The organism is Serratia proteamaculans (genome assembly GCF_004684015.1).
In the GTDB taxonomy this organism is placed as follows: domain Bacteria; phylum Pseudomonadota; class Gammaproteobacteria; order Enterobacterales; family Enterobacteriaceae; genus Serratia; species Serratia proteamaculans_F.
Genome location: NZ_SRIA01000017.1, coordinates 108,205 through 128,485, shown reverse-complemented (window position 1 = coordinate 128,485; position 20,281 = coordinate 108,205). Strand labels below are relative to the sequence as shown.

At 56.7% G+C, this 20,281-nt stretch carries 17 protein-coding genes; 7 read left to right on the top strand and 10 right to left on the bottom strand.

Features of this window, described 5'->3' with window-relative positions:
• A complete protein-coding gene (locus E5C26_RS13465; protein ID WP_135316776.1) occupies positions 1–1,935 on the bottom strand; it encodes an exoribonuclease II in 1,935 nt (644 codons plus the stop codon).
• A 185-nt stretch (positions 1,936–2,120) separates the two neighbouring features.
• A complete protein-coding gene (gene gloA / locus E5C26_RS13460) occupies positions 2,121–2,648 on the bottom strand; it encodes a lactoylglutathione lyase (RefSeq protein ID WP_135316775.1) in 528 nt (175 codons plus the stop codon).
• Between the two features lie 75 nt (positions 2,649–2,723).
• Between gloA and E5C26_RS13455 the strand changes: the two genes are divergently transcribed.
• Positions 2,724–3,602 carry a LysR family transcriptional regulator gene (locus tag E5C26_RS13455; protein ID WP_312847929.1) on the top strand — a complete coding sequence of 293 codons (879 nt, stop codon included), beginning with the start codon at positions 2,724–2,726 and terminating at the stop codon, positions 3,600–3,602.
• Positions 3,603–3,617: 15 nt separating this feature from the next.
• Here the strand turns inward: E5C26_RS13455 and E5C26_RS13450 are convergent, their stop codons facing one another.
• The gene (locus E5C26_RS13450; RefSeq protein WP_135316773.1) at positions 3,618–5,924 is read right to left on the bottom strand and encodes an FdhF/YdeP family oxidoreductase; all 2,307 of its coding nucleotides are present in this window, start codon (positions 5,922–5,924) and stop codon (positions 3,618–3,620) included.
• Positions 5,925–6,205: 281 nt separating this feature from the next.
• On the opposite strand from E5C26_RS13450, the gene dacD reads away from it, so the two are divergent.
• Together dacD and E5C26_RS13440 are read left to right on the top strand one after the other, a co-directional pair.
• Complete coding sequence (dacD, locus tag E5C26_RS13445) at positions 6,206–7,375, top strand: serine-type D-Ala-D-Ala carboxypeptidase DacD (protein ID WP_135316772.1); 1,170 nt, start codon at positions 6,206–6,208, stop codon at positions 7,373–7,375.
• An 80-nt stretch (positions 7,376–7,455) separates the two neighbouring features.
• Positions 7,456–8,352: a LysR family transcriptional regulator gene (locus E5C26_RS13440; RefSeq protein WP_135316771.1), complete on the top strand. Its 897-nt coding sequence runs from the start codon at positions 7,456–7,458 to the stop codon at positions 8,350–8,352.
• Here the strand turns inward: E5C26_RS13440 and E5C26_RS13435 are convergent, their stop codons facing one another.
• From E5C26_RS13435 to sapA, 6 genes are all read right to left on the bottom strand, one after another.
• The gene (locus E5C26_RS13435) at positions 8,353–9,543 is read right to left on the bottom strand and encodes a CMD domain-containing protein (protein ID WP_135316770.1); all 1,191 of its coding nucleotides are present in this window, start codon (positions 9,541–9,543) and stop codon (positions 8,353–8,355) included.
• Positions 9,544–10,016: 473 nt separating this feature from the next.
• Positions 10,017–10,829, bottom strand: a complete 813-nt coding sequence (gene sapF, locus E5C26_RS13425) for a putrescine export ABC transporter ATP-binding protein SapF (protein WP_135316769.1) — start codon at positions 10,827–10,829, stop codon at positions 10,017–10,019.
• 1 nt (position 10,830) lies between these two features.
• Complete coding sequence (gene sapD, locus E5C26_RS13420; protein WP_135316768.1) at positions 10,831–11,823, bottom strand: putrescine export ABC transporter ATP-binding protein SapD; 993 nt, start codon at positions 11,821–11,823, stop codon at positions 10,831–10,833.
• Entirely contained in the window at positions 11,823–12,713 is an 891-nt protein-coding gene (gene sapC / locus E5C26_RS13415) for a putrescine export ABC transporter permease SapC (RefSeq protein ID WP_012145359.1), read from the bottom strand. The genes sapD and sapC overlap by 1 nt, the downstream gene beginning before the upstream one ends.
• A complete protein-coding gene (sapB, locus tag E5C26_RS13410; protein WP_135316767.1) occupies positions 12,700–13,665 on the bottom strand; it encodes a putrescine export ABC transporter permease SapB in 966 nt (321 codons plus the stop codon). Before sapB ends, sapC begins: the two co-directional genes overlap by 14 nt.
• On the bottom strand, positions 13,662–15,314 hold the full coding sequence (gene sapA, locus E5C26_RS13405) for an ABC transporter substrate-binding protein SapA (protein ID WP_135316766.1): 1,653 nt from the start codon (positions 15,312–15,314) through the stop codon (positions 13,662–13,664). The genes sapB and sapA overlap by 4 nt, the downstream gene beginning before the upstream one ends.
• A 205-nt stretch (positions 15,315–15,519) precedes the next feature.
• Between sapA and folE2 the strand changes: the two genes are divergently transcribed.
• Genes folE2 through zigA form a run of 3 tightly spaced genes read left to right on the top strand, consistent with a single transcriptional unit; the run spans position 15,520 to position 18,199 of the window.
• Positions 15,520–16,449 (top strand): GTP cyclohydrolase FolE2, encoded by a 930-nt coding sequence (gene folE2 / locus E5C26_RS13400; RefSeq protein WP_135316765.1) that lies wholly within the window; start codon positions 15,520–15,522, stop codon positions 16,447–16,449.
• Positions 16,439–16,999, top strand: coding sequence for a carbonate dehydratase (locus E5C26_RS13395; RefSeq protein WP_135316764.1), 561 nt, complete (start codon positions 16,439–16,441; stop codon positions 16,997–16,999). Before folE2 ends, E5C26_RS13395 begins: the two co-directional genes overlap by 11 nt.
• Positions 17,000–17,011: 12 nt before the next feature.
• Entirely contained in the window at positions 17,012–18,199 is a 1,188-nt protein-coding gene (gene zigA / locus E5C26_RS13390) for a zinc metallochaperone GTPase ZigA (RefSeq protein ID WP_135316763.1), read from the top strand.
• Between the two features lie 193 nt (positions 18,200–18,392).
• Here the strand turns inward: zigA and pspF are convergent, their stop codons facing one another.
• Positions 18,393–19,400 carry a phage shock protein operon transcriptional activator gene (gene pspF / locus E5C26_RS13380; protein WP_135316762.1) on the bottom strand — a complete coding sequence of 336 codons (1,008 nt, stop codon included), beginning with the start codon at positions 19,398–19,400 and terminating at the stop codon, positions 18,393–18,395.
• Between the two features lie 184 nt (positions 19,401–19,584).
• On the opposite strand from pspF, the gene pspA reads away from it, so the two are divergent.
• The gene (pspA, locus tag E5C26_RS13375; protein ID WP_135316761.1) at positions 19,585–20,250 is read left to right on the top strand and encodes a phage shock protein PspA; all 666 of its coding nucleotides are present in this window, start codon (positions 19,585–19,587) and stop codon (positions 20,248–20,250) included.
• Positions 20,251–20,281: the final 31 nt, after the last annotated feature.

The following is a 20,281-nucleotide window of genomic DNA, read 5'->3' as shown; positions in this document are numbered from 1 at the left end:
TTAGGCTGCCGGTCTGGCGATCACGCTACGGGTTTCCATACGCACTTCGGCGATGGTGACCTGCAGGCTATCGCCCTGGCGATAGACGACTTCGCCTTTGATCTGCACGGTGCCGGTCTCCTGGCTGCAGACCATCTCATCACGCACCGCGTGAATGAAGGGGGCCGGGATAAAGGCCACTGCGCCGTTGTCCAGCAGGCGCACGCGCAGGCCGCCGCGGGTTACGTCGATGATTTCCGCATTGAAACGCTCATCGGTACCGGCCTTATCTTTCAGGTAACGGGCGTACAGCCAGTCGCCCACGTCGCGCTCCGCCATGCGGTTCAAACGACGGCGCTCTGCCAGCTGGACGGTGACTTCGTCCTGCGGTTTTTCGGCGGACTGCTCGGCGATAATGGCTTTCAGCAGACGGTGGTTAACCATATCGCCGTATTTACGGATCGGTGAGGTCCAGGTGGCGTAGGCTTCCAGCCCCAGGCCGTAATGCGGGCCCGGTGTGGTGCTGATCTCGGCATAGGTCTGGGAACGACGGATGCGGCTGTCGAGGAACTGGGTCGGCTGTGAATCCAGGTGACGGCGCAGTTCGCAGAACCCTTCCAGCGTCAGCAGTTTCTCGGCATCGGCTTCCACGCCGTTGGCCTGCAGCACGGTAACCGCCTGCTCAACCAGCAGCGGATCGAAACCGGTATGCACGTTGTAAATGCCAAAGCCCAGACGATCGCGCAGCACGATAGCGGCGCAAACGTTGGAAGCAATCATGCACTCTTCAACGATACGGTTGGCACTGCGGCGCTGCTCGGTGACGATCTCCAGCACTTCGCCTTTTTCGCCCAGAACAAAGCGGTAGTCAGGGCGATCCTTGAATACCAGAGCGTGCTGGTGGCGCCAGGAGTTACGCACATCGCACACACGCTTGAGCAGGGTGATTTGCTGTGCAATGTCGTCACTTGGCGGTTGCCAGCCGGCAATGCCTTCCAGCCAGTCGGACACTTCGTCATAAACCAGTTTGGCTTTTGACTCGATCTCGGCGGCGAAGAAGCGAATGTCGTCAGCCAGGGCGCCGTCGGCACCGATGGTCACGCGGCAGGCCAATACCGGACGGCGTTGGTTCGGGCGCAGTGAACACAGGTTGTCTGACAGATCGCGTGGCAACATGGGGATGTTGAAGCCCGGCAGGTAGTTGGTGAAGGCGCGCTTGCGGGCGATTTCATCCAATGGACTACCTTGCTCGACGTAGGCGGTCGGATCGGCAATGGCGATGGTCAACTGCAGAGAGCCGTCACCGTTGTCCTGGACGAACAACGCGTCGTCCATATCTTCGGTGCTGGCACTGTCAATGGTGACAAAATTCAGCGCAGTCAGGTCTTCACGCGGCAGTGAAGCATCCGGCTCGCTGATGGCGATCATCTCCGGCGCTTCTTTTTCCAGATTGTGACGGGCCAGCGTGACCCACCATGGCGCCAGGTGATCTTCACCATCGGTAATGAATTGGGTCAGGTCGGCGTTGAAGCCGCGGTCGCCTTTCAGCGGGTGGCGACACATTTCTGCTACCGCCCAGTCACCGGCCTGGAAATTGTGGTTCAGACCACGCGCAGGACGACACTGAATCGCGTCTTTCAGCAACGGATGATCGGGCACGATCGACAAACGGTCATCGCGCTTTTGCACCCGGCCAACAAAGCGCGACAGGAATGGCTCGATCAGAGTTTCCGGCTCGGCGATTTCGCGATCTTTCTCGGTGTGCAGGGTCGCGCTCACCCGGTCGCCGTGCATGACTTTCTTCATGTACGGTGGCGGAATGAAATAACTTTTTTGACCGTCTACTTCAAGAAAGCCAAAGCCTTTCTCAGTCCCTTTTACTACGCCTTCAACGCGCGGGGTCTGAGAGTGAAGTTGCTGTTTAAGCTGCGCCAGCAGCGGGTTATCTTGAAACATATCGTCCAGTGAATGGGTTGTGAGTGGCAAGATTTGCGGCTGACAGTTTTACGCGAATCACCCGCTGCGGGCAAGCCAAACGTCACGGTTTTACCGTGTTAGCACGTGAATTTGGAGAATATCGGGCGTTCAATCGTCGGAAAGAAAAACCCCGGCTTGGCAGGCCGGGGAGAAGCGGGGGGAAATCAGTCCTGCAGCGGCGTTGGCTGCAGTATTTCAATCCAGTAGTCGTCAGGGTCTTTGATAAAGGCCACGTAATTCATTCGGCCTTCATGCAGGCGCTTCTGGAAGTTCACACCAAGCCGTTCAAAGCGTTCACAGGCGGCACGCACGTCCGGCACCGTGACACACAGGTGGCCAAAGCCGCGCGGCTCGCTGTTGCCGTTGTGGTAGTGGAAATCGGCCTGTTGTTCGCTGCCGTGATTATGGGTCAGTTCCAGAATGCCGGGTTGGCCCAGCACCCAGCGTTTGCGCTCGGCGTCATCCTGAGGGATTTGATCGCGTGGGCTGCGGGTCAGGTAGCAAATGGTAAACGCGGCTTCTTTAAACTCTTCCAGATACACCGGGGTGAAGCCCAGTACGCGAGTATAAAAATCCAGCGCTTTGGTCAGGTCTTTAACGCGGATCATGGTGTGATTGAACACGTAGCCGTCGGTGACCGCTTCCGGTTGGGCTGTAACGCCTGACAGCGTCAGTAAATCATTCAGTGGCATAGGGATCCCTCTTGGTTTGTTGGTACGACACTAGGGCATAACAATGCTAATCTAAAGTGATTGTTTTTAACTAAAATGCTAATTAAAAGTGAATGTTCTATGAAGCTGAGCCAGCTAAGGTTTTTCTGTGCCGTGGTTGAGTATAAGACCATTGCCGCCGCTGCGCGGGAGTTGCATTGTGTGCCTTCCAACGTGACCTTGCGGATCAAAGAGTTGGAGGAGTCACTCGGCGGTGAGTTGTTTTTCCGCGATAAAAACCGGCTGTATGTCACGCCCAAAGGACGGTTGTTTTATCAGCAGGCCGTTGAAATTCTGGCGCTGACCGAACAGAGTCAACAACTGTTCGCCGGTCGGCAGCAACAGGGCTTACTCAATTTTGGGGCGCTGGATTTTTCACTGGTCAGCCACCTGCCGGGCCGCATTGCCCAATTGCGCCGAAGCCAGCCGCAAATGCAGGTGAATGTGCTGAGCCGGGACTCACTGGTGCTGGAGCGGATGCTGATAGACAGTGAGCTTGATCTGGCGGTCACCGATGGGCCGATTGAACACCCGTTACTGGCCGGTCGAGCGGCGTTTGACGAGCGTTTGGTGTTGCTGATGCCGGCTTCAGTGCCGCAGTTGAACGCGGCAACGCTGGCGCAATTGGAGTTTTATACTTTCAGCCGTGAATGTTCTTTTCGCCTGAAGATCGATCACTGGTTAGCCTCACGTCAATTCAAGCCGCGTATGACGTTGGAGATGGAGTCGTACACGGCGATGGTGGCCTGCGTGAAAGCGGGCTGCGGCGTGGCTTGTATTCCGGGGTCACTATTGCCGCTGATCCTGCCGACATCAGAATTGAAAGTGATGGAAATGGGGGAAGAAGGGGTAAGCAATTTGTACTTTGTGTGGCGCCGCCATCAACTCTCTGATGAATTGCAAGCGGCGATCGAAATATTAGCGCGCCCGGGGTAAACCGGGCGCTGCAGATCAGGCGATACGTAGCGTTGGCTGCGCGACACAACGGCGGATCTCTACCGGTATCGACTTGGAGGTCGGCGTGCCGGTGCCATCACCAAAGCTGGCCAGTGGCACCAGTGGGTTAGTCTCGGGATAATAAGCCGCCAGATTGCCGCGCGGGATATCGTAGCTCACCAGTTTAAAACCGCTCACCTTGCGAGTGATGCCGTCATTCCACAGGGTTTCGATCTCCACCAATTCGCCGTCCTGCATATCCAGAATGGCCAGATCTTCCGGGTTGATAAACAGCACTTCCCGTTGACCATAGACGCCACGATAGCGGTCATCCAGCCCGTAGATAGTGGTGTTGTACTGATCGTGCGAGCGCAGCGTCTGCAATGTGAAGGGGACCTGACGCCCGTCCAACTGCGGGAACAGGCTGTCCGGCAACGGGGCTGCCCCGAATTCCGCCTTGCCGCTCGGCGTATTGAAGCGCAGTTCGGCGGCGGCATTACCCAGATAGAAACCACCTGGTTGGTCACAGCGTTGGTTAAAATCTTCGAAGCCCGGAATGGTGGCGGCGATATGATTGCGGATCAACGAGTAGTCATCCGCCAACTCCAGCCAGTCGAGCTGTTGGTTGCCCAGGACCGCATCGGCGATACCGCAGACAATGGCGGTTTCCGAGCGTTGGGTTTCCGCCAGCGGCTTGCCGACGCCTTCAGACGCATGCACCATGCTGAAGGAATCTTCCACCGTGATGTACTGCGGACCGCTGGCCTGCAAGTCCTGTTCGGTCCGGCCCAGCGTCGGCAGGATCAGCGCGTCCTTACCGGTCACCAGATGGCTACGGTTAAGCTTGGTACTGATATGCACCGTCAGGTCACAGCAGCGCAGGGCGCGGGCGGTGCGTTCGGTGTCCGGTGCGGCGGCGGCCAGGTTACCGCCCAGCGCCAGCAACACTTTCACTTCGCCCCGCAGCATGGCTTCAATCGCCTCTACGGTGTTATGGCCCGGCTCGCGTCGCGGCGAGAAGTTAAAATGTTGTTCCAGGCTGTCGAGCAGCGCCTTGGGCGACTTCTCGTCGATCCCCATGGTGCGGTTGCCCTGCACGTTGCTGTGGCCGCGTACCGGGCACAGACCGGCTCCCGGCTTGCCTAACTGTCCGAACAGCAGTTGCAGGTTGGTGATTTCACGTACCGTCGGCACCGAGTGTTTATGTTGGGTCACACCCATGGCCCAGGTGCAGATCACGCGCTCGGCATCCTGATAAATGGCCGCCGCCTGGCGTAGTTGTGCTTCGCTGAGGCCGGATTGCTCCGTGATTTGCTGCCATGAGGTGGCATCCACCTGGGCCAGATAGTTCTCCACGCCGACGCTGTGCTGCTCAATAAAGGCCAGATCGAACAGGCCTGGCTCACCGGCAGCCAGGCTCTGACGGTGTCCTTCCAGCAGAGCTTTTACCATGCCGCGTACCGCGGCCATATCGCCGCCGAGGTTGGGTTGGAAATAGGACGAACTGATCGGGGATGACTTGGGCGTCAGCATCTGAATTGGGCTTTGCGGATCGGCAAAGCGCTCCAGCCCACGTTCGCGCAGGGTGTTAAAGCTGACGATACGTGCACCACGGCTGGCAGCGTTTTTCAGGCTGTGCAACATGCGCGGGTGGTTGGTGCCAGGGTTCTGACCAAATACGAAGATGGCGTCGGCCTTTTCAAAGTCATCCATACGGATGGTGCCTTTACCCACGCCGATACTTTGTTTCAGGCCCACACCGCTGGCTTCGTGGCACATGTTGGAGCAGTCAGGGAAGTTACTGGTACCGAGCATGCGGCCAAACAGTTGATACAGATAGGAGGCTTCGTTACTGGCGCGCCCCGAGGTATACAGCTCGATTTGGTTTGGGTTATCCATCGCCTTGATGTGTCGGGCAATCAGTGCCAGCGCATCTGGCCAACCGATCGGCTCATAATGGTCGGTTTCGGCGTTATAGCGCATCGGATGGGTGAGGCGGCCCTGATATTCAAGAAAGTAATCGCTTTGCTGCTGCAGGGTGCTGACGCTGTGGGCAGCAAAAAATTCCGGTTCGACCGCATTACGCGTGGCTTCCCAACTGACCGCCTTGGCGCCGTTTTCGCAGAAGCTGAAGGTGCTGTGATTATCATCGCCCCAGGCACAGCCTGGACAGTCGAAACCGCGGGCCTTATTGACGCGCATCAGGTTACGCAGGTTTTTCAACGTTTGTTTACTGTCGAGCACATAGCGAGTGGTGGCTTCGAGTGAACCCCAGCCGCCCGCCGCGCCGGTATAAGGCTTTATTGACGGTTTAAATTTCATATTGGTCTTCGCAGGTGATTGTAGCTAAAAAGTGAACGCCTTTTTAAGCGTTTTCAGTATTTATGTCACAAGTTTAGGAGGGCTCGGCACCAGCGTCTAATCGAATGGGGCTATGGCGGCATAGAGCCGGTTTATCGCATGCCCGGAGCGGGCAAACAAATGGTTGCATAATGACATGTGCTGAAAAAGAGTAATGATTCCGCTTTCCCTACAATTAATGCAGTCTATGCCACGGATTATATTGGTATTTTATTTTGCCCGCAGGGCCTGAGGAACAGCAATTGAAGCGTTCAGTATTGGTGGTGATAACCGGAATTTTGCTGCCTTTGGCGGCACAGGCGGCAGATGCGCCACTCAACTTTCCTCTCATGACCCCACCGGCGATAGACGCCGCCTCTTACGTATTGATGGATTACACCACCGGCCAGGTACTGGCACAGGAAAATGCCGATCAAAGGCGTAATCCGGCCAGCCTGACCAAACTGATGACCGGGTTGGTGATTGATCACGCGCTCGATCAACACAAGATTGGTCTGGATGACGTGGTACCGGTGGGTAAAGATGCCTGGGCTGAAGGTAATCCGGTATTCAAGGGCTCGTCGTTGATGTTTTTGAAACCCGGTGACAGGGTCACGGTTCGTGACCTCAGCCGCGGCATTATCATTGACTCCGGTAACGATGCTTGTGTCGCTATGGCGGACTACGTAGCGGGCAGTCAGGCCGCCTTCGTCAAACTGATGAATGAAAAGAGCGTTCAGCTTGGCTTGCAAAACACCCATTTTGAAACCGTCCACGGTCTGGATGCCCCAGGGCAATTCACCACGGCAGGCGACCTGGCGGTGATTTCGCGCGCCATCATCATGAGCGAACCGGCGGAATACCATATGTATAGTGAGAAATCGCTGACCTGGAATGGCATCACCCAGCAGAACCGCAACGGGTTGCTATGGGATAAAAAGCTGCAGGTCGACGGCCTGAAAACCGGCCATACCGCCTCGGCCGGTTTTAATATTATTGCCTCCGCCACCGAAGGTGACCGCCGACTGATTGCGGTGGTGATGGGGGGCAAAAGTTCGAAAGGCCGTGAAGAACAGGCGCGTAAACTGCTGACCTGGGGCCTGCGTGATTTCGATACCGTGCATCTGTTTAAAGCAGGGCAAAGCCTGGGGCAGGAGAAAGTGTGGTACGGCGACCGTCATGAGATTGCGGTGGGCAGCCAGCAGGATCAATATCTTAGCCTGCCGAAAAGCGAAGCGGACAAGCTGAAGGCGCAATATGTGATGAGTTCGCCACGTCTTGATGCACCACTGACACAGGGGCAGCCGGTCGGCGAAATTCGTATCAGCGACAACGGCAAACTACTGAAAACTTTACCGCTGGTGGCGTTGCAACCGGTTAATCAAGGCGGCATGTTCTCGCGCCTGATGGACTATGTGAAGTTGAAAATCTGACCCTCGGGGCACAGTGCTCTGCGCCCGAAATCCTGCTGCGATGATATACTCAGGCCAGTGATGACTTGTTGAGCCGTTTTATGGATATTAAACAACTGATTTACCTGTGTAATCTCGAACGTGAGCGCCATTTCGGGCGTGCAGCGGAGGCGAGCTTCGTCAGCCAGCCAACGCTATCCATGCGGCTGAAAAATCTGGAAAAAGAGCTGGGCGTGTCGTTGATCAACCGCGGTAACAACTTCGAAGGTTTTACCGCCGAAGGCGAGCGGGTACTGTCGTGGGCGCGTGAGATTGTCTCGGTGTATCAGGGGCTGAAGTTGGAGGTGGAGTCACTCAAGCACGGCCTTAACGGCACGCTGCGTATCGGCGCCGTTCCTCAATGCAGCATTTCGTTGGCACAAATGTTAAAGGCGGTCAGCGAGCGTTTTCCGCAGTTGGACTACCGGGTGTCGGTGTTGAGCGCCGATCAGTTGCTGGAGGCGCTGACGGCGCATACCGTGGATATCGGCATCGGCTTCTTTGAGCTTTCAACGCTGCAGGAGCTGCATTTCCAGTCGCAGCCGCTGGCGGACGCCGGCGTTGAGCTGGTGTTCCACCCGGAGTACTTCCCCGAATTGATAGGGGACGCGCCAATGACGCTGGAGGAGGTGGCAGCACTGCCGTTGTGTCTGGCGGAACCGACGCGTTACTTCCGCCGCTACCTTGATCAAAACTTCCGTGAAGCCGGTTTGACGCTGCATGTACGCATGGAAACCACCTCGATATTCCAATTGCTGCAGGGCATTTTTGTTGGCCTGGGCTGCGGATTGTTTCCGCCAGGCAACCTGTTGCCGAGCATGATGCCGGAGCTGCAGCACAGGCCGATTACCATCGCAGCCATGTCACGCCATGCCGCAGTGGTCACCGCCGAACCGGGGCGTGCATCGCCATTGGCGCAGCACTTTTTTGATGCCGCGCGCGGTTGGCTGTTGCGGTAACTATTCCGCCTGGCTTTCGCTGAAATGCTGGGTGTCACCCAGGGTTTGGCGTAAGCGGTTCTCCCAGGCGTAGAGTGCCCCGGTGAGGATCACGTCCAGCGCCTGTGCCTGATTCATCCCACTGTTAAACAACGGCTGCACACTACGTGGAGTGAATTTTTCCGGCGTGCGGGTCAGGTCTGCGGCCACGCGGATCACCGCCTGATGAACCGGGTTATCGGTGCTCTCCAGCCCATGATCAATATTGTCGAACAGGGCACTGACCAATACGTCATGCTCAATATCCTGCGCTACGGTGAAGGCACAGTAACGGCTGCCGTTAATGCGGGAAACTGCCAGCGTCGCCAGCGCTTTCAGCCTCGCTGAAAGACCATAGCCGTCGGCGTTGATGCTGTTAAATACGCCGTTGCGCTCACGTAGCGCGGGGGCATCGTGGGCCAGCAACAGATAGTAAGACTCGCTGCGGGCGTCGGGGTGGCTTTGATCCAACACGTCAAGTTGTTCAGCGCATGCCTCTTCCAGCACCACCGATGGCAGCCGTGCTTGCCATGCCAACTCTTCCGTCGTGAAGACTACACCTTCAGCATCCGCTATGTTCGGGAAACCGGGCACCACGCCAGTTGGCCGCCCGGCTAAGGCGGCTACGCCGGCCACCACTCGTGCCTGATAGCTGACAAAGCCGATAATCTGCGAAAACGCCACAATATCTGCCGGGCTGAGCCCGACGTCGCTGAGCTGTTGTAATGCTTTTGGGCAAATCAGGGTCGGCTGACCGGCAAGCTGGCGGGCATATTGGGTGATTTGCGCCAGGCGGATATTGCTTTCACGCGAGGCATCAGGGCTGTACAGCGGGGCGAGGCGGGCAGCGTAATGGCTACAGAGGGATTGCACGCCGGTCACCTGTGCCACGGTCAGCGCAGTGCTGAGACGATCATAAGGTGACAACGTCACTGAACGCGTTAATTCGACCCGATCCGGGAACAGTACGTGGTAACTGGCCAGTGAAGCATTAAATACTCCAGCGCGTGCGATCAGTGCGGTGTTCAGCGCTTCGTCGGCAAAAGCGCCCAGCCCCATCAGGAAGCGATCGCGGATACCGGCCGCCTGGGGTTCCAGCGGTTGCTCACCGCGCACGCTGCTTTGGGTTTCGTGATACCACTGGGCATTATGTTGTCGACGTAGTAGTTCCATAGGGGATAGTCCTTAATCATGCACAACAGCCGCCGCTGCAAGAGGCAACGGCGGCAAGATAAAAAGGCAAGCTGCCCGCAGAGCGGCACGGAATGGCAGGATCAACGCTGACCGTCGCAACACAGTGCGTGGCCATACACAGAGAAACCTGCGGCTAAAGCGAGCAAAAACTGCGTGAGTCGGCGATGGCGAGGGTTGTTCATCAGTGCGATATCCTGTCGTTTAAGAAGCTCAACGTAGGGGATATCCTCACCGATTCGATTGACGAGATAAAATAATGTTAAGTGCTAATCAATAACTGAATGGAATAAAATATAATGAGATATAACAAAAATGTAATTTGTATTTGAGGATATTGGCTAAGCCAGTGCCGGGTAGATCAACAAGTCTGTCCGGCATGGCTTAAGCGGACGTCACCCTCTCCAGAGGGAGAGGGCCGGGGTGAGGGGCTCATGCCTCTCAGGACCGCAGGATCAGAACCTGCCGCCATCACGCCGCCAGGCGTCTGCGGTGAGGGCTTCACCGAAGTGGCTGGCGATCAGGCGTTTGGTCAGTTCGTGCAGCGGGGAAGCCAGCACTTCTGCGGTACTGCCGCGTTCGACGATTTCCCCTTCGTGCATCACCATCACCTGATCGCTGATATGCTTCATCATCCCCAAATGCTGGGTCACGTAGATATAGGAGATGCCGTGTTTCTCCTGCAATTCGAGCATCAGGTTGATGATCTGCGAGCGCATCGACATATCCAGCGAGGCCAGCGCCTCATCGGCAACGATCACCTTGGGTTGCAAGATCAGCGCACGGGCCAGCGCCACTCGCTGTTTCTGGCCTGAGGCCAGCATGTGCGGGTAATAATTGGCGTGGTCCGGCAACATCCCTACCTGGCGTAACGTTTGGTTGATCTGCTGTTCGCGCTCCGGGGCGGCCATTTCGGTATTGAGCCGCAGCGGGGCGTCCAGCAGTTGGCCAATACGCTGGCGAGGATTGAGCGAAGTGCTGGGATCCTGAAATATCATGCGAATGCGTTGGCTACGATAGCGATAGTCCCCATAGTTGAGCCGATGATCATCGATCAGCAGTTCGCCGGATGAAGGCTCAACCATACCGGACAGCATCTTGGCCAACGTCGATTTACCTGAGCCGTTCTCGCCGATGATAGCCAGCGTTTGCCGCTCACGCAGGGTAAAGCTGACCGATTTCACCGCCTCAACGTGCTGGCGGCGAAACAGTCCGGTGCGGTAGCGGTAGGTTTTGCTCAGATTACGCACTTCCAACAGCGTTTCCATGTTATTGCTCCTCCATGTTCAGCGGGAAGTGGCAGGCGAACAGGTGGTTTTTCACTGGGCGCAAGCGTGGTGTTTCAATGCACTTTTTCTGTGCATAAGGGCAACGTGGCCCCAGGCGACAACCGATAGGTAAATGCTCCAGCGACGGAATGGCACCCGGCAGGGTGTTGAGGCGGCTTTTATGCGGCAAGGCGCGGCCGAAGTCCGGCATTGAGCGGATCAGCGCCTGGGTGTAAGGATGGTGCGGGGAGGCCAGCAGATCTTCACACTGGGCGCTTTCCACCGTTTGGCCGCAGTACAGCACGTTGACCCGATCCGCCCATTTACTCATCATTTGCAAATCGTGGCTGATCAGCAAAATGGTGGTGTTATTGTTTTGGTTCAGGCGCGCCAACAGGCGGAAAATCTGCGCCTGGGTGGTCGACTCCATGGTGTTGGTGGGTTCGTCAGCAATCAGCAGGCGCGGTTGGTTGGCCAGGGCGATGGCGATCATCACTTTCTGGCATTCGCCATCGGTCAGCTCATAGGGGAAACTGCCCATAATGTCCTTGTGATCCTTGATACCCACGCGGTGCAGTAGTTCAATGGCGCGGCGTTTGCGCCAGTTAAAGCGTTGCCACCAACGGCCCTTATAGGTCCAGCCAGGGATCGCCTGCGCCAACTGGCGGCCAATGCTTTCTGACGGATCCAGACAAGACTGTGGTTCCTGGAAGATCATCGAGACGTTATGCCCGACCAGTTTACGCCGTTCACGCGGGGTCAGTTGCAGCAGATCGATATCGTCAAAACGAAAACGGTCGGCGGTCACGCGCCAGTTGTCTTTGGTGACGCCGCATATTGCTTTGGCGATCAAACTCTTGCCTGAACCGGATTCCCCCACCAGACCGCGCACTTCCCCTTCGCTCAGCGTCATGCTGACACGGTCAACCGCTTTGACCGGCCCTTCGGCCGTCATAAATTCAATCGTCAGGTTGCGGATATCAAGTAATGGCATTATTCCACCCCCGTATTGATTGCGCGGCGCATACCGTCGCCCAACAGGTTAACCAGCAGCACGCTGATCAGGATCGCGGCACCGGGCAGCATTACCGTCCAGGGGGCGACATACACCAGTTCCAGTGAATCGCCGAGCATGGCTCCCCATTCCGGAGATGGGAGCTGTGCACCGAGATCGAGGAAGCCGAGCGCGGCAATATCCAGGATCGCCATCGACAGCGCGCGGGTGAATTCAGTCACCAGCACCGCCACAATATTGGGCATCACGGCATACCACAGGATCTGCAGCGTAGAGGCACCGTCCAGACGCACCGCGACCACGTATTCCTTTTCCAGCTCGTCGTGTACTGCGCTGTAGATAGTGCGCACCATGCGTGGCAACAACGCCAGCCAAACGGCCAGCATGGCGTGTTCGAGTTTGGGCCCGAGGAACGCCACCACCACAATCGCCAGCAGCAGCGAAGGGATGGAGAGCAGGGTATCGAGAATATGATTGAGCACCGCGGAGCGAAAACCACGGGTGACGCCGGCAAATACCCCCAGGATCACCCCGACCACGGAAGCGGCCACGGTGACCAGCAGTGCGGCGCCGTAAGTGGCGGCGGTACCGGCCAGCAGGCGGCTAAGAATATCGCGGCCGAGGTCGTCAGTACCCAGGAAGAAGGAAACGTTGCCGTAACGCGACCAGGAGGGTGGCAACAGCTGATAGCCCAGGAACTGTTGATCGAGCGCATAAGGCGCCAGCAGGCTGCCGAACAGGGAAAGCAGCAGCAGCGCTATCACGCCGTAGAAGCCAATCATCGCCAATGCATCACCGTAAAAAATCCGCCAGGTGTAAAGCAGCGGGCTCGGCATTTTCTTTTCGCGGTATACGTTATCTAAGGGCATACCATTCCTTATGTTTCAGTGGGTTGGTGGCAGCGCCCAAGATATCGGCCAGCACGTTAATGGTGATGACCAGCGTGCCCACCACCATCACACCGGCGGAGATCGCCGCATAATCCTGCTGGCGGATGGCGTTAATCATCCAGCGCCCCAGGCCCGGCCAGCTGAACACCACTTCGGTGATCATCGCCAGCGTTAGCATGGTGGAGAACTGGAGGCCCAGTTTGGGCACGATCGGCGGCAGGGCATTATGCAGCACGTGGCGGCGGATAATGGTGAAACGAGATAACCCGCGGGTCGCGGCGGCTTTAATGTAATTCTGGTTGAGTACGTCGTCGGTGCTGATACGCATCAGGCGCACCACCTCGGTGGTCGGTGCCACCGCCAGTGCGGCAATGGGCAGGATCATATGGCGGAGTGCGCTGCCAATCATTTCGCTGCGATAGGGCGAATCAGACAGCCAGGCGTCAATCAGGGCAAAGCCGGTGATCGGTTTAACCTGATACAGCAGATCGAAACGGCCGGAAACCGGTAGCCACCCGAGGTGCAGTGAGAAAAACAGCATCAGCAATAGCGCCAGCCAGAATACCGGCATCGAGAATCCGAGCAGTGCAAAGGTACTGATGGCGGTGTCCTGCCATTTGCCGCGCATCACACCGGCAATAATCCCCAGCGGAATACCGATAAATAACGCCAGGGTGAAAGCCAGAATGCACAGTTCCATGGTCGCCGGGAACACTTCGCGAAGTTGTTCGCTGATGGCCTGGCCGTTAATGCTGGAAACGCCAAAATCCCAGTGCAACAGACTGACAAAGTAAAACTGGTAGGCATCCAGCAGGGCGGCGCCGTTCAGCGGGGCACGCGGTGTGAAATAGCTCAGGCTAAAGCTGACCAGCGTCAGGAAGAACAGCGTGATCAGCAGCAGCAGGCAACGGCGTAAGGTAAAGATAATCACTTTTTCGGCCCCTCCGCTGATTCACGGAACACGCCGGCAAATGACGCATTGCCGAACGGGCTCAGTACCAGTCCTTTGATGTCGTAACGATAGGCCTGCAGGCGCAATGAAGACGCCAGCGGCAACACCGGCAGTTGTTGTTCGAGAATTTTCTGCGCCTTCTGATAGTTTTCGATTCGCTGCGCCAACTGCTGTGACAGCAGGGCATTTTGCAGCACTTCGTCAAACCCCGGGTCACACCAGTGAGCATAGTTGGTTTGTGAGCGGATTGCCGCGCAGCTCAGCAGCGGCCGGAAGAAACTGTCCGGGTCGTTACTGTCGGTGGCCCAGCCGGTCAGCGTCAGGTCGTGATTCATCTCCATCAGCCGTGCTTCCTGGAAGCGGCCTTCAACCGGCACGATGGTGACTTTGATCCCCACCTGGGCCAAATCGGCCTGGATCAGCTCTGCGGTCTTCAGCGGGCTGGGGTTGTAGGATTGCGACGCGGTAGGCACCCACAAGCGCAGGTTGAGTGACTCAATGCCTGCCTGTTTCAGCATTTCGCGTGATTTGGCCGGATCAAACTCGGTGACGTGCGCATCATTGTCGTATGCCCACGAAGCGCGCGGCAAAATTGAGGCGGCGGTTTCTGCCGTGCCGTAGTAAATCGACTGCATCAGACGCTGATTGTTGATTGCCAGCGAAATCGCCTGACGAACTTTCAAATCGTCAAGCGGCGGTTTGCGGGTGTTGAACGCCAGATAAGCGATATTCATCCCCGGGCGCAGCGTCAGGCGCAGGCGTGGGTCATCACGCAGAATCGAAAGTTGGCTGGCGGCCGGATAGGCCAGCACGTCACACTCGCCGGTCAGCAGTTTCGATAACCGGCCGGTGCCGCCGGCACCCAGGTCGATCACCACCTGCGGCATGCGCGGTTTACCTTTCCAGTACACCTCATTGCGCGCCAGACGAATGTATTGCCCGGAGCGATATTCATTCAGCAGGAAAGGCCCGGTGCCGACCGGTTCACGGTCGATCATCTCCTGGCGGCCTTCACGCGTCAGGTCGTCAGCATATTCTGCCGACAGCACCGGCGCATAGTGGGTTGCGATATGCCACAGGAAGGAGGCGTCCGGCGCTTGCAGGCGGATCTCGACCGTGTATTCGTCGAGCTTTTTCACACTTTGTACCGAGTCGCCAAACTGCAGGCTGTCGAAGTACGGATACTCGCCGCCGTTGACGTCATGGTATGGGTGCTTCTGGTTAAACACGCGCTCGAAGCTGAATACCACGTCGTCGGCGTTCAGTTTACGGGTCGGCGTGAACCAGGCGGTGGTCTGGAAGGGGACATCTTTGCGCAGATGGAAACGGTAGGTCGCGCCGTTATCCAGCACTTCCCAGCTTTGCGCCAGTTCGGGGATCAACCGATAAGTATAGGGGTCAACATCCAGCAGCCGATCGTACAGCTGCGCGGCCAGGGTATCGACCGTCAGGCCGCTGCTGGCCATCTGCGGATTAAAGGTATTGAGTATGCCGCTGACACAATAAACAAAGCCGCTCTGGCGGATGTCCGGCAGCGGTGCGGGCACGGTGGGCGCAGGAGGTGTTGAGGCCAGGGCGGTGCTCGCCAGGCAACTCAGCGACAAAATCCAAAGGGGTAAACCACGCATAGAGGCTTCATGGGTTAATAAGCAATAGCCTTAGTGTATCGCACTCTGACGAACAGCCCAATCCATTGAGCAAAATGGCTGAGTTTTCTGCTACTTGATTGAACAATTCGACGGTATTGGCAAAAAAGTTTCAATTGATATGTTATAACATAACAAAATGATGTTACCTTTCTCTGGCAATGTATCAATAATCGCAAGGGGATGTATGAACATGGTTGCACTTCCACCAACCCAGCCGCTGCCGGATGCACAGGCCTGGCAGGGGGCAATGAGTGATGTCGGACTCGATTGGGTAGGGATGCAAGGGATTGCACTGCCGCTGGAGTTGGCGGGCAAGCCGCTGATGGCAAAAGTTAATGCCGGGATCAATCTGCGTGCCAGTCGCCATGGCGCGCGTGGAATACATATGTCGCGCTTGTACCTGACGCTGGATGAATTGACTCAGGGCGAACTGACGTCGCAACGTATTGCCGATTCACTGCGGGCTTTTCTGGCCTCCCAGCCGGAAAGCAGTGACTGCGCCAGTCTGAATATCAGCGGCGAACTTCTACTGTCACGCCCGGCACTGTTGTCGCCACATCGCGGCTGGAAAGCCTATCCGGTAAAAATTGACGCCAGGCTAACCACCGAGTTGACGCTGTCGCTGACGGTCGGCGTACCTTATTCCTCCACCTGTCCCAGCTCGGCAGCGCTTAGCCGCCAACTGGCGCAGCAGCAGTTTCAGTTTGATTTCGAGCAGGCGCCGCAAAAGGTTGACCAGCAGCAGGTCATCGACTGGCTGGGTGAACAGGGCATGCCTGGCACACCGCATAGCCAGCGCAGTTGGGCCTGGGTGACGGTCACGCTGAATGCCGATGAAACGGCATTGCCGGTGGTTAATTTAATCGATCGCATCGAGCATACGTTGGGTACACCGTTACAGACGCTGGTGAAACGTCAGGACGAGCAGGCTTTTGCCCTGGCTAATGGCCAGAACCTGATGTTCTGTGAGGATGCCGCGCGCCGCTTGTATCGGATGCTGCGTAGTCAGTGCAATCACCGCGCTTTTTCATTGCGTGTGGAGCATCAGGAAAGCCTGCATGCCCACAATGCGGTGGCGGAGTTAAGCTGGCGGGAGGCTGAAAATGCTGCGTAAAAATCCCAGCGGTCATTTGCCGCAGGTTTCCCCGAAGGCCTATATCGACCCTACCGCCATTATCTGCGGCCGGGTGATTGTCGAAGATTTTGTCTACGTCGGTCCCTATGCCGTGATCCGTGCAGACGAACTGAATACCGCCGGGGACATGGAGCCGATCATTATCGGTTCCCATTCCAATATTCAGGACGGCGTGGTGATCCACTCGAAAAGCGGCGCGGCGGTTACCATCGGCAGTTTTAGTTCCATCGCCCACCGCGCCATCGTTCATGGCCCGTGCCGCATTGAAGATCGGGTGTTTATCGGTTTTAACAGCGTGCTGTTCAATTGCCATATCGGTTCCGGCTGCGTGGTGCGCTACAACGCCGTGGTGGACGGCGTAACGCTGCCGGAAAACCTGTATATCCCGTCAACCGAGCGCGTCGGTGCCGACAGCGATCTGTCGCTTTACCCGCAGGTGGACCGCGGCGCACTGCAATTTTCTGAAGAAGTGGCCGCCACCAACGTTGAACTGGTGCGAGGCTACCAGGCATTACGCAATGAGTTTTGAGTGAGGAACCCCATGAATCCATTACCCGTAACCGTACTTTCCGGCTTTCTTGGCGCCGGTAAAACCACGGTATTGAACCATATTTTGAACAATCGTCAGGGCATGCGCGTGGCGGTGATCGTCAATGACATGAGCGAAGTGAACATCGACGCCGCGCTGGTCGAGAACGAAGTCCAGCTCGACCGCCAGCAGGAAAAGCTGGTGGAGATGAGCAATGGTTGCATCTGCTGCACGCTGCGTGAAGATCTGTTGATTTCGGTGCGTGAGTTGGCGCAGGCCGGCCGCTTTGATTATCTGCTGATCGAATCCAGCGGCATTTCCGAACCCTTACCGGTGGCGGAAACCTTCACCTTTGAGGACGAGCAGGGCGAAAGCCTGTCGCACTTCGCCCGTCTGGATACCCTGGTCACGGTGGTAGACGGGGTTAACTTTATCCAGCAGTACCAGCAGGCGCAGTCTCTGCAGGAGGCGGGGCAAAGCCTGGGCGAGGATGATTTGCGCAGCGTGGCTGATTTGTTGATCGAACAGATTGAGTTCTGCGACGTGATGCTGGTGAGTAAAACCGACTTGCTGACTCCCGAACAACAGGGCGAAGTGATGGCGCTGCTTGCCAGCCTGAACCCGGATGCCAAAATCATCGCTATCTCTCCCGGCAAACTGCCGCTGGAGGCGGTATTAAACACCGGCAGCTTCAGCTTTGACAAAGCGCAGCAGGCTCCGGGCTGGCTCAAAGAGCTGCGTGGTGAGCACCTGCCGGAAACGGAAAACTACGGCATCAGCAGTTTTGTTTATCGGGCGCGTCGGCCTTTTGCCCCAGATAAATTCTATCGGGTGATCAACGGCGACTGGGGCGGTGGCAAACTGTTGCGCTCCAAAGGGTTCTACTGGCTGGCGACGCGTCCGCGTCAGGCTGGGCAGTGGAGTCAGGCCGGTGGTATCGCCCATTATGGGTTGGCGGGGACTTTCTGGCGTGCCATTGCGCAAGAGAACTGGCCGCAGGATGAAGAGACCCAGGCACAGATTATGGAGAAGTGGGTGGAGCCCTTTGGCGATATGCGGCAGGAACTGGTGTTTATCGGCCAGAACCTGCCGCAGGCCGAAATAACCCGTTTGCTGGATGCCTGCCTGCTAAACGATGAGGAAATGGCGGCGGGTGTCGACTACTGGCATGAGATGGCCGATCCCTTCCCTGAGTGGTAATTGCACAATGACAGTGTGGTAATGAGAAAAATTCTCAACAAAGTGCTTTACAGATGATACTGATAACTATTATCATCGCCTGGCAGTTCACGGAAGGCCACAGTTTGTGGCTCTGCTGTGAAAGGCACGACATTGCTCACATTGCTTCCAGTGTTTTTTAAGCCAGCTCGGGTGCTGGCTTTTTTTTTGCCTGTTATTCTTCTTCTGCCTCGCCATTTTGCAACAGCGCGTGTTTTTTCAGCATGCCGCGCAATTGGTGATAGGTCAGCCCCAGCAGCTCTGCCGCCTTACGCTGATTAAATCTTCCCTGTTGCAGCGCGGCTTCGATTAGCGATTTTTCCTGCGCCAACTGCCAAGCTTTCAAATCCAGCGGCAGGGTTGGTCGCTCCGCGGGCGTTTCGCGTTCCATGGGCAATGGCATAGTTTCCCGCTGGGCGAACGGGTTGATGATTATCTGATCCAACGCGCTGTCACTGGTACCGTGCCGATACACCGAACGTTCCACTACGTTTTTCAGTTCACGCACGTTGCCCGGCCAGTGATAGCCGAGCAGGGTGTCTCTGGCACGTTCGGTAAAGCCAGGGAACAGCGGCAGCGACAACTCGCGACACATCTGAATCGCAAAGTGCTCGGCCAGTAACATGATGTCTTGCTGTCGCTGGCGCAGCGGTGGCAACTGCACTACGTCGAATGCCAGCCGATCCAGCAGGTCGGCGCGGAATTTGCCCGCCGCCGCCAGAGCGGGCAGATCGTCGTTGGTGGCACACACCAGCCGCACATCAACCTGCAGCGGCTGGCTGCCACCGACGCGTTCCAGGTGACCGTATTCAATCACCCGCAGCAGTTTTTCTTGTACCAGCATTGGGGCGGTGGCCAGCTCATCGAGAAACAGCGTGCCGCCGTCTGCACGTTCGAAACGCCCCAGATGGCGCTTCTGCGCGCCGGTAAAGGCCCCGGCCTCGTGCCCGAACAGCTCGGAATCCAGCAGGTTTTCATTCAGGGCCGCGCAGTTAAGCGAGATAAACGGCCCCTGCCAGCGGTTGGACAGGTAATGCAACCGGTGGGCAATCAGTTCTTTACCGGTGCCGCGCTCACCGATCACCAACACCGGCTTGTTCAACTTTGCCAGTTGCGAGACTTGCTCCAATACTTCGACAAAGGCATTCGCTTCGCCCAACAGGTTTTCTAACTGTTCGCTCATGATGAAATTCGCCAATGTTTGGTGAAAATAATCACTCTACAGCATGCTCACAGAGAGTCAAAAATAAATAATCTTTATTATTCAATGAAATAAAAGTTGGCACGGGTTTTGATTAAGTCTTAGGGAAATCTGTATGACCCAACGCGGCGCTTCAGACGCCATCAGAACCAAGAGGAAGTGAATTATGGGTATTTTTTCTCGTTTTGCCGACATCGTGAACGCCAATATCAATACGCTGCTGGATAAGGCGGAAGATCCGCAAAAGCTGGTGCGTTTGATGATCCAGGAAATGGAAGACACACTGGTTGAAGTCCGTTCCACCTCAGCGCGTGCGCTGGCGGAGAAAAAACAGTTGCTGCGTCGCATTGAGCAGGGTGAAAACCAGCTTAGCGATTGGCAGGACAAAGCCGAACTGGCATTGCGTAAAGAGAAAGAAGATCTGGCCCGTGCGGCATTGATCGAAAAACAAAAAGTGGCCGACCTGATCGCTACGCTGACGCATGAAGTGTCCACCGTAGAAGAAACGCTGGCACGTATGAAAAGCGAAATCGGCGAGCTGGAAAACAAGCTGACCGAAACCCGCGCTCGCCAGCAGGCGTTGACCTTGCGTCACCAGGCGGCGTCCTCTTCTCGTGATGTGCGCCGTCAGCTCGACAGCGGCAAGTTGGATGAGGCTATGGCGCGTTTCGAGCAGTTCGAACGCCGCATCGACCATATGGAAGCTGAGGCGGAAAGCGTCATCATCGGTAAAAAGAAGTCTCTGGATCAAGAGTTTGCCGAGCTGAAAGCCGACGACGCCATCAGTGAGCAACTGGCGGCACTGAAAGCCAAAATGAACCGCTCTGAGTAAGGCGACAGCGGCCACGGTGTGTGGCCGCCCA